The 20166-nt window shown below is 40.9% G+C and carries 15 protein-coding genes and 1 pseudogene; 4 read left to right on the top strand and 12 right to left on the bottom strand.

Annotation, left to right across the window (positions count from 1 at the left end; all coding sequences use genetic code 11):
• Positions 1-24: 24 nt before the first annotated feature.
• Positions 25-798: a substrate-binding periplasmic protein gene (locus FKN05_RS10115; RefSeq protein WP_170887438.1), complete on the bottom strand. Its 774-nt coding sequence runs from the start codon at positions 796-798 to the stop codon at positions 25-27.
• 37 nt (positions 799-835) lie between these two features.
• On the bottom strand, positions 836-1765 hold the full coding sequence (locus FKN05_RS10110; RefSeq protein ID WP_157928687.1) for an ABC transporter substrate-binding protein: 930 nt from the start codon (positions 1763-1765) through the stop codon (positions 836-838).
• Positions 1766-1923: 158 nt separating this feature from the next.
• Here FKN05_RS10110 and FKN05_RS10105 point away from each other — a divergent pair, with 158 nt between their 5' ends.
• Positions 1924-3834 carry a PAS domain-containing sensor histidine kinase gene (locus tag FKN05_RS10105; RefSeq protein WP_170887437.1) on the top strand — a complete coding sequence of 637 codons (1911 nt, stop codon included), beginning with the start codon at positions 1924-1926 and terminating at the stop codon, positions 3832-3834.
• A 149-nt stretch (positions 3835-3983) separates the two neighbouring features.
• Here the strand turns inward: FKN05_RS10105 and FKN05_RS10100 are convergent, their stop codons facing one another.
• The 5 genes from FKN05_RS10100 to FKN05_RS10080 all read right to left on the bottom strand — a co-directional run bounded on the left by FKN05_RS10100 (position 3984) and on the right by FKN05_RS10080 (position 9947).
• Complete coding sequence (locus FKN05_RS10100) at positions 3984-5534, bottom strand: DUF3369 domain-containing protein (RefSeq protein ID WP_161433850.1); 1551 nt, start codon at positions 5532-5534, stop codon at positions 3984-3986.
• 328 nt (positions 5535-5862) lie between these two features.
• The gene (gene secF, locus FKN05_RS10095) at positions 5863-6765 is read right to left on the bottom strand and encodes a protein translocase subunit SecF (protein ID WP_099611107.1); all 903 of its coding nucleotides are present in this window, start codon (positions 6763-6765) and stop codon (positions 5863-5865) included.
• A gap of 2 nt (positions 6766-6767) precedes the next feature.
• Positions 6768-8594 (bottom strand): protein translocase subunit SecD, encoded by a 1827-nt coding sequence (gene secD / locus FKN05_RS10090; RefSeq protein WP_170887436.1) that lies wholly within the window; start codon positions 8592-8594, stop codon positions 6768-6770.
• Between the two features lie 67 nt (positions 8595-8661).
• Positions 8662-9135, bottom strand: a complete 474-nt coding sequence (locus FKN05_RS10085; protein WP_170887435.1) for a hypothetical protein — start codon at positions 9133-9135, stop codon at positions 8662-8664.
• Positions 9136-9272: 137 nt separating this feature from the next.
• A complete protein-coding gene (locus FKN05_RS10080; RefSeq protein WP_170887434.1) occupies positions 9273-9947 on the bottom strand; it encodes an SH3 domain-containing protein in 675 nt (224 codons plus the stop codon).
• Between the two features lie 634 nt (positions 9948-10581).
• Between FKN05_RS10080 and glgC the strand changes: the two are divergent.
• Positions 10582-11802, top strand: a pseudogene (gene glgC, locus FKN05_RS10075) (glucose-1-phosphate adenylyltransferase); the annotation flags it as partial.
• A gap of 66 nt (positions 11803-11868) precedes the next feature.
• On the opposite strand, the gene FKN05_RS10070 reads toward glgC, so the two are convergent.
• Together FKN05_RS10070 and FKN05_RS10065 are read right to left on the bottom strand one after the other, a co-directional pair.
• Positions 11869-15003: a chitinase C-terminal domain-containing protein gene (locus FKN05_RS10070; RefSeq protein WP_170887433.1), complete on the bottom strand. Its 3135-nt coding sequence runs from the start codon at positions 15001-15003 to the stop codon at positions 11869-11871.
• A 610-nt stretch (positions 15004-15613) separates the two neighbouring features.
• Positions 15614-16504: an AraC family transcriptional regulator gene (locus tag FKN05_RS10065; RefSeq protein WP_099611333.1), complete on the bottom strand. Its 891-nt coding sequence runs from the start codon at positions 16502-16504 to the stop codon at positions 15614-15616.
• A gap of 194 nt (positions 16505-16698) precedes the next feature.
• Between FKN05_RS10065 and FKN05_RS10060 the strand changes: the two genes are divergently transcribed.
• Both FKN05_RS10060 and FKN05_RS10055 read left to right on the top strand, forming a co-directional pair.
• Positions 16699-17847, top strand: a complete 1149-nt coding sequence (locus tag FKN05_RS10060; protein WP_170887432.1) for an iron-containing alcohol dehydrogenase — start codon at positions 16699-16701, stop codon at positions 17845-17847.
• Positions 17848-18024: 177 nt separating this feature from the next.
• Positions 18025-18480 carry a methylglyoxal synthase gene (locus tag FKN05_RS10055; protein WP_099611101.1) on the top strand — a complete coding sequence of 152 codons (456 nt, stop codon included), beginning with the start codon at positions 18025-18027 and terminating at the stop codon, positions 18478-18480.
• 224 nt (positions 18481-18704) lie between these two features.
• Here the strand turns inward: FKN05_RS10055 and FKN05_RS10050 are convergent, their stop codons facing one another.
• The 3 genes from FKN05_RS10050 to FKN05_RS10040 are packed head-to-tail and all read right to left on the bottom strand — an operon-like array spanning position 18705 to position 20157.
• Entirely contained in the window at positions 18705-19664 is a 960-nt protein-coding gene (locus tag FKN05_RS10050) for a reverse transcriptase family protein (protein ID WP_170887431.1), read from the bottom strand.
• Positions 19645-19950: a helix-turn-helix domain-containing protein gene (locus FKN05_RS10045; protein WP_170887430.1), complete on the bottom strand. Its 306-nt coding sequence runs from the start codon at positions 19948-19950 to the stop codon at positions 19645-19647. The genes FKN05_RS10050 and FKN05_RS10045 overlap by 20 nt, the downstream gene beginning before the upstream one ends.
• A gap of 39 nt (positions 19951-19989) precedes the next feature.
• Positions 19990-20157 (bottom strand): hypothetical protein, encoded by a 168-nt coding sequence (locus FKN05_RS10040; RefSeq protein ID WP_170887429.1) that lies wholly within the window; start codon positions 20155-20157, stop codon positions 19990-19992.
• Between the last annotated feature and the right edge of the window lie 9 nt (positions 20158-20166).

The raw sequence follows: 20166 nt of genomic DNA, 5'->3' as shown, positions 1-20166 counted from the left end.
GTTGATCACTCAGACAATAGGCTTTTATTTTTTTATAAAATACTGGTCAAGCATCACCATAAGATGATCATTATTGCGCATTTCAATTATTCCTTGATCAATGATCTGTTTAATCCTTTGTGCCTCTGGATGAAAACGAGAAATTAATAAGTAAAATGGTTCTGGTTTAAGGCGAGGAATAGTGACCAATCGAATATCATCTGATAAATGAACAATATTTTTAACTTCATTAAAACCTCTTAGTATTTCATAACGAGCTAAAAAAACATCACAACGTTCAGATCGCAGCATTTTGACTAATTGTTCAAAACTTCTCGCTAATTTATGAACCCGATGTTCATCGACGCCAAACTTCAAATAATTATAACCTTGTAAACCACACATCCTCAATGAATTCAATTCCTGTGGAGAAGTTATATTTAACCCTTGAGGATATTTATTGGCTGAATATACATAACTAGGGACAACCGTATAATAATATTCAGTCATAAGATAATCACGGTCTCTTTCTTCATTATAAGAAGCACTAAGCGCAATATCAAAAACGCCAGATAAAGTATCTTGTAGGCAGCGTTGCCATGGTGGCAAACGAAATGTTAATTGGACATTTTCTTTTTTAAAGATGGCACTTAATACATCAATGTCATAACCCACTATTTCCCCTTCACGAATAAAATGATAAGGCGGCCATTCCCCACCATCACCGCAAACATTAATATGTTTAGTTTCTAATGCGTTGACATTTTTAGACAATATAAAAAATATCAATAAAAACATATATTTTATTAAAAATCGCATAATTTCAATCTCCAGAAAACATCATTGTCACCCATTATCATTTTTTAAATTGACCATCAATAAATAATGTGGTTCCTTTTCTATCCAACTCAAAAGGAATCATTCTCGGATTTTTACCTTGCTCAACAATTTGTTTAATTAATGATGCAGCTATTTCTCCCTGGTTTTTCCCACTCAACACGATCCCACCCATTGCTTTATTTTCTCCAACGGAGAAATCCCAAAATGCAAATATAGGTACAAGGCTATTCTTTGCTGTCCATTGGATTATCTCTTCATCTGACACATTTTCTTCACTTGCATCAATTAAACTTTGATAGAGTCCAACAATGATGGCATCGAAACCATTTTTATGGGCATTCAATATTGCTTTTTGCCACTCTTGTTGGCTAATAACAGATAAATACTCAACCTCTATATTTAATTTTTCTTTTACAAAAAATTTATTAGAATATAAATAATTTAAAGTAATTTGCGATGTGTAAGAATCATCAAATAACACCAATATTTTAGGGTTAATAAAAAATCGGCCAATACTAGCAATATTTTTAATATACAATGGACGCTCTAAAACTCCCGTTATTCTAGCTAAGCCTTGATTTAATTCTTTAATATTTCTTGGGTTATCATTAACCCCTAAAAATACAATATCAATGGATTCTTCATACAGCAATGGGACGAGGTAGGTCAAGGCATTATCATCGCCAAGAACGACAAGGTCAGGTTTTATTTTCAAGTAATAATCGAAAGCTTTCTTCGCCATTGCTGGATGTTCATGGCTGGGTAATACTTTGGTATTCATTTCAAAAAAGACCCAATGATAGGACTTATCCAAACTTTCTTTTAATGCCTGCCGATAATCATGGCTCCACTGATAACTTTCAGTATAGCTATCAACAACCAATATCGTTTTGCTTTGTAGGTCAAAGCCAATGAATATCAAAATAATCATTACTAGTACACGCACACAATCACCTAACCGATCTATCATCACATTTAATGATAGACTATATTGATATTTTATCAGCTTGAATTATGCTTAATGCAACGTAAAATTGTACATAGATCACAAGCGAGTTTAATCGCTCACCTAATGGATCAGCTTTCCTCTAGAAGATGAGAACAATGCGAAAATATGCACATAGAAGAAATACAATATCAAAAATAAAAATAAGCCATCTTGGCAAAAGAGTCAGTATTATTGTTTTTGCTATTAGTCTTGTTTTCACCTTGATTTTTTCTTTTATACAAACGAAATTAGCCATTAATCAAGAGATTGCCCATATTGAAAATCGTCAACTAGAACTTGATCAAGATTTCACACAGGATATAGGAACATTTATTTGGAATTATGAGTTTTTTACCCTTCAGTTAAGGCTTAATGCACTAGAGAACTTATCACATATTGATTATCTACAAGTTACGTCTGACCATTATACCTTCCATTCAGGAGAAAAAGGTAAAGAACCTTTAATCAAAAAATCTTTTCCTATTTTATATAAAAATAATATTGTAGGTGATATTTATGTTGAATCTAGCTTACAAAGTGTTTATCAAGATATTTATTATAACTTCTTTCATTCTTTATCAGTAAACTTGCTCAAAACTGGATTGCTTTGTTTGGTTATTTTATATATCTTTCACTATAGTATTAATGTTCGATTAACTCAAATGGTTAAATATTTAAAAGAAATTGACCCTCATCTGATTAGTAAAAAATTAATATTATTCAAAAAACCTATCATTACCTCTAGTAAAGATGAAATAAGCAAACTCGGTTCAACAATAAATAAACTTACTATTAATTTATATCATCTTTACGATAAAATAAGAAAAGAAAAAGATCGTCTCAATGACTTTACACAAGTCTCATCAGATTGGTTATGGGAAACAGATTGTGACGGTATGCTTGTCTTTGCTTCTGATAGCATGAAAAAAACACTACAAATGGATAGTAATGAGACTGTGTCTTTATTTGATATTTGTAAAAAATTTAATTTTAATCATTTAGAGGAAAACTTAAAGAAAAATAAACCCTTTAATTTATGTGAAGAAAAATTAGCCAGTGACAATATATCTGGGTCTCTTATCCTTATTTTTCAAGCTGTAATAAAAAATGATATCAATCATCAATTTTTAGGTTATCGAGGAACCGCGATTGACGTCACTGATCTCTATTTGGCGCAACATCAACTTAAAGAAATTAATCAAAATTTAGAGAAAAAAGTGACAGAACGCACCTTGGAATTAAAGCATAATCTAGAACAATTACAAAAAGCACAAACTCAACTCATTGAAACTGAAAAGTTAGCTGCATTAGGTAGTTTGGTGGCTGGCGTAGCACACGAAGTTAACACACCTCTCGGTGTTGCTGTTACCTCTAACTCAATTATTCAAGAAACGATTAATGACTTAAAAAGTCAATTTGAAACACAAACCCTTACTGCCGATCAGTTCAGCATACTGATAAACGAAATACAAGATGCAACTCAACTTCAAGAACATAATCTTAATCGCGCAGCCAAATTAATCAAAGATTTCAAACAAACCGCGGTTGATCAAGTTTCGGAGGTTAAAACTGAATATGTTATTTTCCAAGTTTTACAATCATTAATTAATAGTTTGCATTCTGAAACTAAAAAAGTTCCGGTTAGCCCCAAGCTTGATGGCGATCATCATCTAGTAATGTATGGTTTCCCTGGTATTCTTAGCCAAATATTTTCGAATTTAATTATGAATAGCATAAAGCATGCATTTAATATGCAAAAATCACCAGAAATATCGATCCGATTTTATCAAGAAGATAATGAGATCATCTTTATTTATCAAGATAATGGTTCCGGTGTAGCGCCTAAATTACATGAAAAGATTTTCGAACCATTCTATACAACACAACGCGCTCAAGGTGGCTCAGGGCTTGGGTTAAATATTGTTTATAACTTGATTAAAAAACAGTTAAAAGGTGACCTTAAATTTGACTCGGATATCGATCAAGGAGTGACTTACACCATTATATTGCCAAAATTATTATCTTAATTGTTTCTGTTTATATCCAAACAACTTGGAGTTGCAGGTAGGCGGCAAGTGAGTGAATCCCCATGAGCATAGACAGGCTATGTGATTGGGGTGGATGAACCTAGCCAACACTGCTACACCTTCAAGTAAGAAGAGCATCGATTGATGATTCAATCAGGATATTTATCTCTGATTGCAACAAACTCAGACCAATGCTCGATTAATAGATCAACGAGTAACGGCTCAAAATGTAGCCCTTTTTGTTTCACTATTTCAGTTTTAATATCGTCTTCAGACCAAGGCTCTTTATAACTACGCTTCGATCCTAACGCATCAAAAACATCCGCTAACGCAGTAATACGTCCACTAATAGGAATGCCTTGACCTTGCAAGCCATTTGGATAACCACTTCCATCCCATTTCTCATGATGCGTTCCTGCAATTTCTTTCGCTTTAATAATCAGTGGCCGGGTCGATTTACTGAGGATTTGCACGCCATAGTCCACATGTTTTTTCATTATTTCCCATTCATCAGCATCGAGCTTAGCGGGTTTATGTAAAATAGCATCAGGAATTGCAACTTTACCAATATCATGCAATGGTGAAGCATGTTGAATCATATAAGCTTCTTCTTCAGGTAATCCATACAATAAAGCGAGCTTTTCACAAAATAAGGAAACCCGCTGTACATGTGCTCCGGTTTCTTTGCTTCGAGCCTCAACCGCATTGGCTAAATTATGCACTAATTCACGGGAGGTTTCTCTGATATCAAGCTGCAAATTTAAATTATTAAAAGTCAAAGCGATATTTTGCATATAAATATCAAGTAAGTTTTTTGAGGCCTCATCTAAGGGTTCAATAAGATTAATATAAAGTAAATTCTCGTAGCCTCGGCTATCTAGCATATACAGTAGCGTTGCATCAGGATACGTTTGCGATTTTTTTTCCTTTAATACATCTTGGCATCGCTCAGCGACAAGTTTAGGTAAGTGATTAAAATTACACTCTGTATGTAAATCGACAAAACCACCAATAGCGGCAAGAGTTAAAGATGAAGCGCTATTGCTATCGTAAGAAGGTTTTACAACACAATAAAAACCGGATGCCGGTAAATGCAACAAGGAAGTCAATTGATGCAGAACCGCCTCGGCATAGTTTTTTAAGGTGGTAGTATTCTGAACATTGGCGGATGCTTCGATGACCCTTTTTAGCCCTTGTTTTTGCTCCTCAATCAGGCATAAATCACGATAAGCACGTAACATAGAATACATTAAGGTACGTAATTTTTGAGTCGTCAATTCGGTTTTTTCTTTATAATCATCAATATCATATTGTTGAATGACTTTATCTTCCGGAGCTTGCCCAGCTTGGCCGGTCCGAAGTACTAAGCGGATATTATGATTATGATGAGAGTTACGAATATACTCAACTAACTCTAGGCCCGCATGCTCGGTTTCCATCACCACGTCAATCAACGCTAAAGCAATATCAGTATGGTCATCGAGTATTTTTTTTGCTTCTAGGCCAGACATTGCCGACAGTAATTCCAACTTTCGATGTTGAAATGTAAATCCCCTTAAGGCCATTTTGGTGACCAAATGAACTTGTTCATCATCATCGACTAACAGCACTTTCCAAGGCTTCAAAGCATATTTGAACGTGGTACCGTTTTCGGGATTATCCTCGGGAAGAGCTGGCTTAGTATCGGCAAAAAAATCCATAAATTTGGGCACTTAAATGATTTCACTTACTATAGTTGTAATACAAAAAGTACCATCTATACAACTTTCTGTATCCAAAATTGCTAACAGCTAATCAGATTTTTATGGTGAATCGCTCAGGTGACAACTTGATGACATTGAGGTGCATATCCATCATTTGTCACTCCATCCATGCATTAATATATACCCAAACAACTTGGCGTTGCAGGTAGGCAGCAAGTGAGTGAATCGCCATGAGCATAGACAAGCTATGGATTCTCGGCATGGCTGACTTGCTCCCTCTACAACTCCCTGCTGTTTGAATATGCTTACATCAGTGACTTGCGTGTTACGGTGCCATATCCACTTCAACGGGCAAATAATGCTTTGGCTCTAAATGCAGCCACTCTGGCAAGACCGTACCAATCGAAATCGATGACCATGTCCCAGAAATAATGCCAATAAACATCGCAATGGCAAACCCTTCCAAAGGTTCCCCTCCCATCATCCATAACGCTGCCACGGTCAACAGTGTCGTCCCTGAGGTGACCATTGTGCGTGAGAAAGTCGCAATAACAGCTTGATCGTTAATCATGGCTGTTGGGCTTGTTTGTTTGGCTATCAAGAGTTCGCGGATCCGATCAGCAATAATAATCGAATCATTCAATGAATAGCCTAAAATGGCCAGTATTGCGGCAAATACCGTTAGATTAAATTCCATTTGTGTGATGGCAAAAAATCCGAGCACTAGTACAACATCATGGGCTAGGGCAAATAACGCACCGCTCGCTAATCGCCATTCAAAACGGAAGGACAGATAGCCTAAAATCGCTAAACAACAAATCAATAATGCTAATGCCCCTTGATCAACGAGGTCATCCCCCACTTGTGAGCCAACCATACTGTTACTAATCACTTGTACTGAAGAGGAGACCGTTTTGAGCAGCGCCTGTATATCTGGAGTGGTCTGAGATACCTCTATAAGTGGATAGCGAATCACCCAGCGTCCTTCTTCTCCTGACGGAGTGATCAGGGTTGAATCACCCAACACGGGCTTAACGATCTTAAGCAATTGCTCATGAGTGAGTGTTTTTTCGATCTTGACTTCGGTGACCATTCCGCCAGTAAAGTCGAGACCAAGATTTAAGCCTTTGATTAGAAATGCGCTTAAAGCCAGCAGTGTCAGAGCGATGGAAACAAAACTGGTGATATATCGAATTCGGCGAATATGTGTTTTTAAATAGTTCAGCATGATTAAACCCTCACATCTCGGCGAGTATCTCGCCCCCAAACTAAATTAATTAGTGCCCTTGATGCAAAGACCCCAGTAAACATGCTCGTAAGCAACCCTAATCCAAGTGTGAGTGCGAATCCTTGAATCGGCCCATTACCAATACAGTACAATACGACCGCTGTAATCATGGTCGTAATATTGGCATCTAAAATGGTACTCAATGCACTACTAAATCCGCTATCGATCGCTTGGGCGAAACTTCTCCCTTCAGTTAATTTATCTCGAATACGTTCAAAAATAAGGACATTGGTATCTACCGCCATTCCGACCGTTAGCACCAATCCTGCAATGCCAGGTAAGGTTAAAACCGCTCCCGGTAGCAGTGCGATCAACCCAAGTAAGCAACCCATGTTGGTAATCAATGCGGCGTTGGCAATCCAACCTAGGCGACGATACCACAATGCCATAAACGTCAGCGTCATCGCCATACCGAGGCCTAATGCAGCAAAACCATTTGCAATATTTTCCGCTCCGAGTGATGCACCGATCGTCCTTTCTTCCACAATAGTCACGGGCGCGGTTAATGAACCCGCACGAAGTAAAAGCGCAAGTTGTTGAGCTTCTTGATTAGAGCCCGCTCCCGTAATTCTAAATTGGCTGCCTAGCTGGGATTGAATCGTCGCCACGCTGATCACTCGTTCACTACGTTCGGTTTCCCCGCGCGCATTGGTTTTATATTCTCGATACACCGTCGCCATTGGTTTACCAATATGTTTTGCGGAAAAATCACTCATCACTTTTCCACCCGTGTGATCGAGCGAAATATTGACTTCCGAAAAGCCCATTTTATCCATCCCTGCACGGGCATTAATAATATGATCGCCGGTTAAGACGGGACGTTTATTTAAAATAACAGCGTGTCCGGCGTTATCATTTAAGATGATATCTTCTCGGGAAGCGATCGTTTTTACTTCATAAAACGCGAGACTTGCGGTAGCGCCAATCACATTTTTTGCTTGGGACGGATCTTGTACGCCAGGGAGTTCGATACGAATGCTATGCTCACCTTGACGCTGAACAAGTGCTTCTGTAATCCCCAGTTCTTCAATACGATCACGCATGATCTTTAAATTTTGTTGTAAAGTCGCGGATTGAAAGTCCAGTTTATTTTGTTGGCTCGGCTGAACCGTCACTCGATTTGACGCAACCTTGACTTCCCATCCCGCATAGTTTTCTTTAACAAACTTTTGGATTTTACTCAGTGAGGCATTGGAATTGACTGACACCATAAATCCATCATTTCCAACAGGCTGAATACTAGCCCCTCGAATCGATTCATTACGCAGCATATCGCGTAATTCATCGGTTAGCGCATCACGCTGCTCTTGAAAAGCCTTATCCACATCAACATTCAGGAGGAATTGCACTCCACCACGTAGATCTAACCCTAATTTAATTGGATGAAATCCTAACTCGCTCAGCCATCTCGGTGCCATTGAGACATAAGAAAAAGTAATACTTTCTCCTTCTTTAATCATGGGATCCAAAACTTGGCGAGCTTGCGCTTGTTCGGTCTCGTTACTAAAAACCAAAGTCAATGTATTCTCTTGTTGACGGATCTCTTGTGCCTGAAGCCCTTTTTCTTTAAGTATCCGGTTAAGGTTAACTATATTATTTAGTTGCTGGTTAGCGGATGAATATTGAATCTGAATCGATGGTTGTTCACCATACCAAGTCGGGATGGCACTTAAGATCAAGATAGCAACCGTCACCACCAGAATCAGGTATTTCCACATCGAATAATGATTGATTAGACGAGCGGATGCTTTACTACTTTTTTTCTGCATAACTCTCTCCTCGAGCTGAACGTCGAGTTAAAATAAATAAGAAGTGACAAGGTCACTGATAGAGAAATTAGACAGTAAAAAATTGGCTGTTAAGCGCCACATACATGGCATTAGTTTCTTTCCAACCGGAAAGACGATAGGAGGTATGAAAATGTTGATAGGGTGTAGCCAATAATGCAGCCGAGATTAATCGACATGAACCATTCAGGCAAGGAACGACATTTAATCCAGAGCCATCAATATCGCTGTCTTCATCGTCTTGCCAGAGCGTTTCACCCACACTCCAACGTGAAGAATAGATAATACCATGCTGCTGCGTCAGTTGAGGTATTTCAGTGATAGGAGAAGAAATCCCCTCCGATAAAGACTTTTCTGTTTTAGAATCAAGCTGCAATGGATTAAATAAAACAGATGCAGACTGCTCTATTTCACTGCTTATCGGTTGACCAAGTGGTGTATTGGATGCAGCAGAAAGGCTCTGCATAGGCAGCAGCGCACTTATTAACACCAACCAAAACAGACCCGTCAAACGACTAACCATAACAACACCACAAAAACAGACTGGCTCAGTTTAGGGCCGGGTGTGCAAGTACTCAAGTAAAATCTTTGCACTCAAGATAAAATCACTACTATTTTCGTTTAAGTCACTGTAAATCAATCATAACACCCGTTACGGGTTTACTGATAAAAAATATCCCCACTTTGTACATTCAAATAAATTTTATTCGATTGATTTAAACCACCGCAATAGACAAAATAAACATCTCTATCTTGATAACGTACCGATCGAATCCACCCGCCTAACTCTTTAAAATCGACTGGAGAACACGAACCATCGGTTAACAGTTGCTCTGTTTTTTCAATAAATATTTCTTCAAATAAATCTAAATCATCGGAATCAGCAATATAGCTTAGTACGGTGTTATACCGTTCTTCAGCGGTAATACTCGGTGCTTGCTCACTCAACCCTTGTAAAGGGATCCATTCGGCGACCTCTGGCCCGCCATCTTGATAAACAAAATAGGGAGAAATCCGCCCCCAACCCGATTTCTTTTCATAAAGATAAACTTTTTCACCGCGATACAATAAACGATGAACAAATGCATTTATTTCCGGCGACTCACGAACCCCTATCGTTGTTGCGTCGACATAATAATCCATCACTTCAGGTAAAATAGGTACGTTCAGATCGTCACTCTGAACCTTGGTTTCCTCTAACAGCATCGGGTCATCTTTCGGCAAATTTTCCTTCTGGGCCAGCTCATGCTGAGGTTTATAATAAAACAGGTAATAACCTGCACCAGCGCCTGCTAGCCCCAACATTAGAATGAAGAGCATGAGTGTTTTTTTCATGATGGCCCGCTCCCTATCTGAGTAAACAATCCGTTACCGTTATAGTGCTCCATCGGCAGCCTACCCCCTTCTGACTTGCCGCCTACCGACAACACCAAGTCGTTTAGGTATAGCTCCTCTTTTTATAACGACCTTGATCCGATGAACTTTAACTGAGGAACTTTCACTGATGAACTTTAACTATAGTTGAAACGACAGCCAGGTTAAGCATGGGGCCCCATAACATAGCCAATCTACGTTGATCGGCACTCATTCACTGGCCGTCTACGACAATACCAGCTCATTTGACGGTAACCATTGGGCTTGAGAACTTATCTTATTAAGCCGATAATTTTGAAGCTAACCCTATATCATAACTAGAATTTACAATGTAAATTGTTATTCGTCATCTAAATATAAACTCACTTACACGCTCTTTTAACTTTTGCACTTATGCTGTGCAAATGCCACTCTCATTGCACCTTACTTGGATGCCAACACTTTTGTGCTACCCATCATTTTTGCTCAAGCTGGCCTCTATTTTTCTTATAACTGGCTAATATCAAATATAATAAGATCGAAAAACACATTCTGCGCCGATAACTTGGCGCAAAACTTGTACAGTTAAACCAGCGATTGCACAAAAACAGGGAGAGATAAGATGCAAGAAACGTTAGCCATTGTACTAGCCGGAGGTGTCGGCTCACGCTTATCACCTCTGACCGATAATCGAACAAAACCCGCCGTTCCTTTCGGTGGCAAATATCGCATCATTGACTTTACTCTCACCAATTGCCTGCATTCAGGGCTACGGCGGATTTTGGTTCTCACCCAGTACAAATCTCATTCACTGCAAAAACACCTGCGTGATGGATGGTCAATTTTTAATCCTGAGCTAGGCGAATATGTCACTGCAGTTCCACCTCAAATGCGCAAAGGTGGAAAATGGTATGAAGGAACCGCCGATGCGCTTTATCACAATATGTGGTTACTTTCTCGCAGTGATGCGAAATACGTTGTTGTTCTTTCTGGCGACCACATCTATCGAATGGATTATGCGGCAATGCTTGAGGAACATATTGAAAATAAAGCAATTTTAACAATTGCCTCAATGAAAGTTAGCCAACCCGAGGCGCACGCTTTTGGGGTGCTCGCGATAGATCATCACCATCGAGTTCACAACTTTGTAGAAAAACCAATACAACCGGCCAGCCTGCCGGATGATCCTGATCACAGCTTAGTATCCATGGGAGTCTATATTTTTAATATGGCAACACTCCAGCAAGCTCTCATTGACGATGCCGCTTTAGATTCATCAAGTCACGACTTTGGGCATGATATTATCCCTAAGCTCATACCAACCGAACGGGTGTTTGCTTATTCTTTTGGCAATGAAAAAGGCCGAGTAGCAAAAGACTGTTACTGGCGCGATGTCGGCACGTTAGATTCATTTTACCAAGCAAATATGGATTTGCTCGATCCTGTACCGCCAATGAATCTTTATCAAAAAAACTGGGCTATTCGTACTTATGAACCTCAATTACCGCCAGCCAGAACGGTATCTTCGGCAACAGGAAATGAAGGCATTTTTATTAATTCCATGATCGCCAGCGGAGTAATTAATTCTGGCGGTTCTGTACAACGTTCGATTATTTCCTCTGGTGTACGGATTAATGATGGCGCAACGGTAATGGACAGCATTTTATTTGATGGTGTAGAAGTTGGAGCAGGATGCCAATTAGTACGTTGTATTATTGATAAACAAGTTAAAATCCCGCCACATACGCACATTGGCGTCAACCCTAACGAGGATAAACAACGTTTTACCCTTTCGGATAAAGGCATTGTTATCGTTCCAGAAAATTATCAGTTTTGAGCAATGTTCATGACCAAAAGACCGCATAAAAGCGGTCTTTTTAGTAAGATTGCCTCGCTTAGCGGTTTACGGACAAGTCACTTCAGTCCAAAACCAGTTGCTTTGAGTGGGTGATTCCCATACTCCCGGGTTATTTTGAGCAATGAAACATTTATTGTTATACAGTACCGTCGTGCCATTAGCGACTTGGCTCACTCCCGGCTGCCATTGAATAACCGTACCGGGCTGAGTCTCGCCACCATCAGCTGGGTTATCTTCCCCAGTTCCGGACGAAAGATCGGCAAGAGGAAGATCTGGCTGTTCTGATTTAAAAGCATACTCTACCCCATTAATACGCACGGTATAATTAGCCGGCCCAGAAATCGGTAAATAATAAACCATATCCAATTCATAGCTTGCTCCGGCGGGTAACGCTTTCCATGTCGGTAATGAGAACGCGACTCGGTGCATCGTGCCATCAAGCCCACCAATATTATCAGCACGAGTATGACCAGATGCGATGACAGACAGTCCGCCACCCGATTGATCTTTCGCATTGTCAGGCGCTGAAACTGGAATATCGAACTGGAACTCAGTGCCCCCCGGAAGATCAACCCCCGTCTGGTTAGTAAACGTTAATGTCGGATTGATAGGATAGTTTTGATCGCCCACTTTAAAGCCATCAATCGAAACACCAATATCAACCGCTTCTAACGGTGTGGCTCCAGTCGCTAATTTATTGCCGTAAGGTGAGGCCGACTTAAATTTATCGAACATGGCTTTAGTCATGGTATTCCCCATATGATATTCACCATGACCACTGGCACAAGCTCGCTCTGACAGATCCACTTCGGTACGTTGACCATTTTCATCAAGAATATAGCAGTTATAGTCACCGGCTAGTTCCCAGAACATAATGCCGCCGATCTCTTTATCGATGACATAATCCGCTTTAATATCAATTGACTGCTGATCTTCTGTGGATAGGAATACACGTTTGTCAGCGTTCCATAGCCAAGGCGCAACAGCTACGCTATCAAAATGGCGTTGATATTGACCAACCCAAGGTGCATTGTCTGGATTAAGCCCATAAGCGGCTAGGTACGAACCCCAAATACCTTTTTCAAGGTTTTTCGCATGCCACATGGGGTTAGAACCGGCTCCCATTTCATTGCCATTTACGTCTAAGTCATGCCACATGTTCTCTAAACCGGTGGCACCATATCCGCAATTATTTTTTTCACCTTCCCCAGTTCCGGCTGGGCATTCGCTTTGATTTGGCAATGCCGCCCGTCCCCAAAGCCCATTTTCACCGCCCGTTACTCCTTGCCAGCCACGGGTATAATAAGGCACACCAATATTAATCCGGCCTGCGGGCATGGAACCGCGGAAGTAGTGGAAAGCCCAGTCGGTATTGAGATAACCAATGCCGCCATATTGAGAGGTGGTATAAACGCCCCATTGCGCTAGCTCTGAGTCCTTGCCTGTATCATAAAGTGCAGCGTTATGACCGACATGATCATTCCATGCTCCGTGCAAGTCATAACTCATGATATTGACGTAATCGAGATACTTGGTGACTTCCATGGTTTCCATGCCGCGCAATAGATAAGCTGACGAAGGGGCAGCAATGGTTAACATATAATGAACCCCATCTTGTTCACTAGCGACATCTAACCGCTCACGTAATACACGCATCAGTTCATGATAGGATCGCATTAAATGAGGGCGACGAGACTCCGCAAAATCTTTATCATCTGGATTGCCCGCTCCGGCCATCGATGTGGGATATTCATAATCAATGTCGAGTCCATCAAAACGATACTGACGCATCATTTGAATGGCAGAATCAACAAAGGTTGCTATCGCTTGATGATTAATCGAGCCATCGGCATTGGTTGTCATGGTATAAAAACCACCGTCTGCTACGCGCTGGCCATTGTCATCAAAATGCCCGCCGGTTTCAGCCCAACCGCCGATCGAGATCAACGTCTTCACTCCATAACGTTCTTTATAGGTTGCCAACGCACCAAAATGGCCTTTAAACCCTAATGCAGGATCAACCTCAACGCCATCCCACTCTTTCCCTACCGCAGGATTTTCTGGGTCATTCACATTGCCAATGTTAACTTTACCATCAGAGCCAATACTGACAAAAGCGTAGTTAATATGGGTTAGATGCTGCCAAGGAATGTCTTTAACCAAGTACGAGGTTTGTGGATCATCACCAGAGCGCCAACTGGTAAAGTAACCAATCACACGTCTTGGTTGGCCTCCAGCCATGATTTCACGCCCCTCCTCATCATAAATCGTACAATAAGGAACGTTTACCCCTTCGGTTTGATATAATCCATCCGGTCGACAAGTACTAGCGACTGGCGCACGCTTGACTGTCAACGTCATTGAGGCTGAAGTGCTCACCGCCCCGTGATCATCGGTCGCTTTCGCTAACACGGCTAAAGCACCCGCACGTTCAGCGGTATAATCATACGTATAAGGCGCTTCAGTTAAGCTTGCAACAAGGCTTCCGCCGACAAAAAATTCCACTTTCTCGACTTGTCCATCCGCATCATCTGCATCGGCAGAGAGCGTCACCACTTCACCTTGCTCAATCGTATTGGTAGATAAAGCAATCTCTACTTTTGGTGCTTGATTACCCGGTTGTGATGATGCTTCAACATCAACCGTCACGCTGCTGGCTTCACTAGCAAGATCTTTATTATCATAAGCAATGGCACTAATGGTATGTAAGCCACCAATAGCCAGCCATGTAGCCTGATAAGGCGCTTGTGTCGCGCGCTCTACAACCACGCCGTCGACCAGAAAATCAACTCGTGCAATCTCGCCATCAGTGTCGCTAGCGTCGGCCGCCAGTTTCACCGCTTGGTTTACGACAATCGATAGACTAGCGGAAGGAGAAGTCAAAGAAACGGTTGGAGCAAAATTGCTAACCTCTCCGGTTGCACAAGTATCTAGGATCCGCCACTGAGCATGATCACCCGAAAATTGGTCTGGACTGTTATTTTGCGTCCAATAATTGGCTTGATAAACGATACCTTGGTACTGAACTTGGTCACCACCGTGATACACCGTGCCAGACTGCCAAGGGTTTAAATTTTCGCAATCCATGGCGGCATAGCTGTTAAACGCCATTAAACACGATGCGGTGAGCGTGCTAAGCGTCAATACACTCTTAGGCACGGTTGCTTGCTTTAAGCGCATAATATTTTCCTTAAGTTGTTGTTTCCACGTTATTAAAACCATCAGTCCTTACTCTGACAGTGTTAAATTTTGTGTAATACCACTGTAGAACAGCGCCACAATTTGGCATCTGATAATGTGTAAAACTTAAGAATCACTCGCAAACTACAGCCACGAATCAACAATGATCACAGGTTAATTTGGCAGCAAACACTAACTTATTGATGATAAAGTCAGCAAAAAAATGCCCGTTATAAAAACGAGCAATAAATATAAGCATATATACCCAAATAACTTGACGTTGCAGGTCGGCAAGTCAGTGACAAATTTGTCTGGAACAAATTTGAACAACCGTAGGCTGGCCTTTGGTGAGAGCCACGGATGGCTCTCATACCCCTTGCGCATAGACAGGCTATGGGATTGGGGTAAACGAACGTAGCCAACCCCCCTGCAACTTCAAGTAGGAAGAGTATAAACAATGCCTATAGGGGGAAAGCCATTATCAAATAAGAGTAAGAAAACAAAAAGAGTAAATGTCTTGCTTTCTCTTTCCTCTTTTGCCTCAACAGTTCAGCACGCGCTGTACCATTCATCCTGACGAACGATCAGACATCCTGATGAACGATCAGAATCACACATGAGGTAACGTGCCTCGCGGTGTTTGATTAAAATGACGTTTATACTCACGGCTAAACTGTGACGGACTGGTGTATCCAACCAGCCGAGCGGCATCACTGACTCTTTTTCCCTCCACTTGAATCAGCTCCTTTGCCTTATTCAGACGAACTTTTTTAAGATATTGCAAAGGAGAGGCTAAGGTAACATCACGAAAAGCTTGATGGAAAGCAGAAACACTCATGCTCGCCTCTTCCGCTAAAGTATGTACCGTCAGACGAGTAGCGTAATCTCGATGCACGCGGCTTAATGCTTTGGCAATGCGTGCATAATGTCCTTCTTGGTGAGCCAACTCAAAAAGCACATGCCCCTCCGAACTGGTTAGAGCACGAAAGACCATCTCTTCTAACAAAGAAGCGCCTAATAGTTGAGCTTCTAAACCGTTTAATAAAGCAGCAATCAGCCTTTTACTACTGGCCAGCATCGCGTCATTCATTTTTACGCATTGGAGACCGCATGCGTTATCTCTTGAGTTGGCATTAGGCTCAAAGCCATACTGCTCAAGCGCGGCCACCTGTTTGAGCAACAAGGAATGATCAATATCTATCGTTAGCCCTAATAGTGGCTGATTGTTTTTTGCTATCGCCTCACATTCCAAAGGCATTGGAACCCCTACCACCAAATAATCGTTTGGGCCATACTCCACTGAAGTCGCTCCCAAGTGAACCTGCTTATAACCTTGCCCGAGAATAATAATGCCGGATTGATAAATAAAAGGCTGTCGTTCATTACCTTGACGACTTCGGTAAAACCATACCCCCGGTATCGCAGTTTCAATGCATCCCTCAAGTTGTTCAAGTTGGTATTTTTCCACATATCGTTGCATTAACGATGCAAGATCGTCCATATCAACATCTTGCGTCATTCTCCACCTCCTATTGAGGATATTGTAGGAATAGGCAATAAATTTACAGGAATTGCGCTATAAGTACGACCATTACTCGACTATTATGCATATAACAATCACATCCCCACCATCATTACAATCCGAATTAACGGTCGCTCTCTGGGTGGTTATCCTAACAATAAGAGGTAAAAGGAATGAAATTTACTTATGTTAATCCGACTCGAATTTATTTTGGTCAGCAACAGATTGCAGCAATAGAACATGCCATTGCACAAGATAAAAAAGTACTGGTCATTTATGGTGGCGGGTCGATTAAACGTAACGGTGTGTATGATCAAGTCGTCGATGCACTGAAACATCATACTTGGTTAGAATTTTCTGGCGTGGAAGCAAATCCAACAAAAGAAACTTTGGATAAAGCGATTACTCTCGCTAAACAACAAGATATCGACTTTATCCTTGCGGTTGGTGGTGGTTCGGTCATTGATGGTGCAAAATATGTTGCCGCCGCCGCTAAATATGACGGTGATGGCTGGGATATTATGCTGGGTAAACATACGGTCATCGATGCAACGCCAATCGGCGCAATTTTAACGCTGCCAGCCACAGGCTCAGAGTCCAACTCTGGCGCAGTGATTACCAAAGCAGAAACCGCGGACAAGCTGGCATTTTTATCGCCACATGTGCAACCTCAATTTGCCGTCATGGATCCGGATGTGATGAAAACACTCCCCGAGCGGCAACTGATTAATGGCTTAGTGGATGCTTGGGTTCACACTTGCGAACAATATCTGACGATGCCAACTCAAGCCATGGTTCAAGAGGGCTATGCCGAGGTGTTACTAAAAAATTTATTAATACTGGGTCGCGACTTTTCTAAGCGCGATGATGACGCATGGCGCGCCAATTTAATGTGGACAGCAAACCAAGCATTGAACGGCTTAATTGGTAGTGGCGTACCACAAGATTGGGCAACCCATATGATAGGCCATGAATTAACGGCGTTATGGCATGTTGATCACGCTCGCTCACTTGCCATTATTCAGCCTTCTTTATTACGTAACCAATTAGCGGTAAAAAAAGCCAAATTAGAGCAAATGGGGCAACATGTTTTTAGCCTCACTCCCGGAGAAGATCTCGCCCTTCGTACCATTGATGCCATCGAAGCGTTTTATCATCAGTTAGGCGTCGACACTCAATTCTCTGCACCGAATGTAACCCGTGAACAAGCCGTGGAGATGGTCATTAATCAGTTGCAAGCTCACGGCATGGTTGCCCTTGGCGAGCATCAAGCCATTCAATTACAGCAATCACGAGAGATTCTTTCTCAAGCATTGGTCTAAATTTTCTTCCGAGCGGCGCGAAAGCGCTGCTCTATATCTCGCCCTAAACAGCCCTTCTCTTAATATCATTTAATTTACTCGTTTTAGATCTCAGTTAGAGTTTCCACTCAAAGTGATTGAATAAGCGTATACTTTTCGTTATGAAAGAAAAGTAACTAAATATTAGGAACGATTGTTATGAAGAAAATTACACGCACCATGGCGGCCCAAAAACACGTCGCTTTAGTTGCTCACGATAACTATAAAGGTGAGCTGCTACGTTGGGTGATAGAAAATAAAGAAAAATTACAACATCATCAATTATATGCAACAGGCACAACAGGCCATATGCTAACCAAAGAAACAGGGCTTCCCATCACCAGTATGATCAGCGGCCCAATGGGAGGGGATCAACAACTGGGAGCAAAAATTGCCGAAGGGCTGATTGATGTCTTGATCTTCTTCTGGGATCCGTTGAACTCCGTTCCCCATGATCCTGATGTTAAAGCACTACTTCGTATTGCCAGCGTCTGGAATATTCCGGTTGCCACCAACCGTGCCACCGCAAAGTTCTTATTCAATTCCGTTTTAATGGAACAAGATGTTGATATCGAAATTCCTGACTATCATGCTTATCTTACCGACCGCACTTAATCTCCCCTCCCCAAAGGTATTTTAGCGGCGTGGATATAAGAGGGCAGACAAGCCTCATATTAAAATGGCAGCGATATAACCAAACGTTGCCATTGCTAAATTGAAAGTGCCCCATTCCGTGTTTCGACCGATTTAACGCAGATATCACCAAAGCCTCATTTGACTTATTTTTCGTAATACCTGTGTCTACATATCTCAGGCCTTACCAAACCTTGGATTGCAGTTTATTTTGCAGTTTGGTTTCTGATATTAGTAGCTTTATCTTTAAAAATAGACTCGATTACCCCCATCGAGTGTAATCGCCCTATCAGCCTGTTTGTATAAGGCATCCTGATAGCTTCTGGTATTGCTTTAATACTACTCCAACAAGCCATGTCAGTGACTAGTTGCTTGTGTTGCTCATTGCGAACTTTGATTTCACCATTATGTACAACAACTCCTGTAACTAACTTAGGCTCTTCTTTCTTATATATCTTAGTCTTGTCTGGATGCATTGTATGGTGATGACGTTCTATAACTCTCTTTACTGTTGATTTGAAAAGCTTATTTACGTTATTACCTGAAAAAGTAAGGTCATCAACGTAAACGGTCATAACAATATCGTGCTTTATAGATAAAGCTTCTAGCTCTTCAAACATTCTTGAATTTGCCCAAAACGCAAGAGGCATACTAATTCGACTGCCTGTAGGTAAAAACTTGTGAATTGTACAAATATCCGCTAGGACATCAGCAACGTCTGCACTGCACTTCATTACAGAATAGAAGAAAGAAAAAATCATCTTTCTGGTAGTCGATGGGAAAAATGACTTAATATCTGTAGTCATAGTCGGAACATTATCGAGGTGTTTTTCTACATGAGTTTTTGCATTAGATACATTTGAGTGATTCTTTTTCCCTGAATGTAGATAGCCTGGTGTTTCTATCCTGCATAAAAGACTAGCTATTCGAGTATGAATTCTATCTAAGCCGCTAACTGGTTGTTGTATCTTCCGACTTTTACCACCAGTACTTTTTTCTTGAAACTCGTGATAGTTGCCTTTGTCTATAGAAAAAGCTTTAAGTTCGTTAAGAGTACAACCAATTAGAATTGATAGTCTTTTCTTGGTTTTTATATTGTAGAAAGGGGAATCTTTCAGCGAGTATTCTTTGCCATTGGTCTTGATTTTAAGCTTCGATTTTTTCATTTTTATTCATCGCCCATTCTGCTACATCAAGGATTTTTCCTGCCAAAGAACTTCTAAGCTTCTTCGCCAGTTTTCTCTCATTAGTAATTTGTGCTGAGAACATAACTAGAGAAGAAATAGGAATATCGAATCTGTTTGAATATTTTTCGAGAATATCATTGCCTACAGGTTTTACACCTGATTCTATTCCATCTAAATATTGCTTAGGAATGCTGAGTTCTTCAGCTAGCTTGGTTACAGAAAGATTATGATACTGACGAATCAAACGTAATGCTCTATGAATCATATAAATAGCCTCATATTTCGAAACTAGGGGGAGCAAACATTAGCTATCACCACCATCTAACAGACCTAGAAGAAAATTGAACCAATACCAAAGACGGTATAGCCAACTAAGAGCTTTAAGGAAGCGTTTGAATTGCTTTTGGCGTTTCTCATGCTTTGATGGTTTTGTAATGCTTACTTGCTGATCGCGTTGCGTGTTATTTGACATTTCATGTCC

This window comes from Vibrio sp. 1-1(7) (assembly GCF_013048485.1).
GTDB classification, from domain to species: Bacteria; Pseudomonadota; Gammaproteobacteria; order Enterobacterales; family Vibrionaceae; genus Vibrio; species Vibrio fujianensis.
This window is presented reverse-complemented; position numbering and strand designations above follow the sequence as displayed.

Coding starts and splice junctions, on each gene's coding strand:
- secD (WP_170887436.1), bottom strand. CDS start 8,594: ATGCAGAAAAAAAGTAGTAAAGCATCCGCTCGTCTAATCAATCATTAT.
- FKN05_RS10055 (WP_099611101.1), top strand. CDS start 18,025: ATGAAGAAAATTACACGCACCATGGCGGCCCAAAAACACGTCGCTTTA.
- FKN05_RS10085 (WP_170887435.1), bottom strand. CDS start 9,135: ATGGTTAGTCGTTTGACGGGTCTGTTTTGGTTGGTGTTAATAAGTGCG.
- FKN05_RS10060 (WP_170887432.1), top strand. CDS start 16,699: ATGAAATTTACTTATGTTAATCCGACTCGAATTTATTTTGGTCAGCAA.
- FKN05_RS10040 (WP_170887429.1), bottom strand. CDS start 20,157: ATGTCAAATAACACGCAACGCGATCAGCAAGTAAGCATTACAAAACCA.
- secF (WP_099611107.1), bottom strand. CDS start 6,765: ATGCTGAACTATTTAAAAACACATATTCGCCGAATTCGATATATCACC.
- FKN05_RS10045 (WP_170887430.1), bottom strand. CDS start 19,950: ATGATTCATAGAGCATTACGTTTGATTCGTCAGTATCATAATCTTTCT.
- FKN05_RS10050 (WP_170887431.1), bottom strand. CDS start 19,664: ATGAAAAAATCGAAGCTTAAAATCAAGACCAATGGCAAAGAATACTCG.
- FKN05_RS10070 (WP_170887433.1), bottom strand. CDS start 15,003: ATGCGCTTAAAGCAAGCAACCGTGCCTAAGAGTGTATTGACGCTTAGC.
- FKN05_RS10080 (WP_170887434.1), bottom strand. CDS start 9,947: ATGAAAAAAACACTCATGCTCTTCATTCTAATGTTGGGGCTAGCAGGC.
- FKN05_RS10065 (WP_099611333.1), bottom strand. CDS start 16,504: ATGGACGATCTTGCATCGTTAATGCAACGATATGTGGAAAAATACCAA.
- FKN05_RS10100 (WP_161433850.1), bottom strand. CDS start 5,534: ATGGATTTTTTTGCCGATACTAAGCCAGCTCTTCCCGAGGATAATCCC.
- FKN05_RS10105 (WP_170887437.1), top strand. CDS start 1,924: ATGCGAAAATATGCACATAGAAGAAATACAATATCAAAAATAAAAATA.
- FKN05_RS10115 (WP_170887438.1), bottom strand. CDS start 798: ATGCGATTTTTAATAAAATATATGTTTTTATTGATATTTTTTATATTG.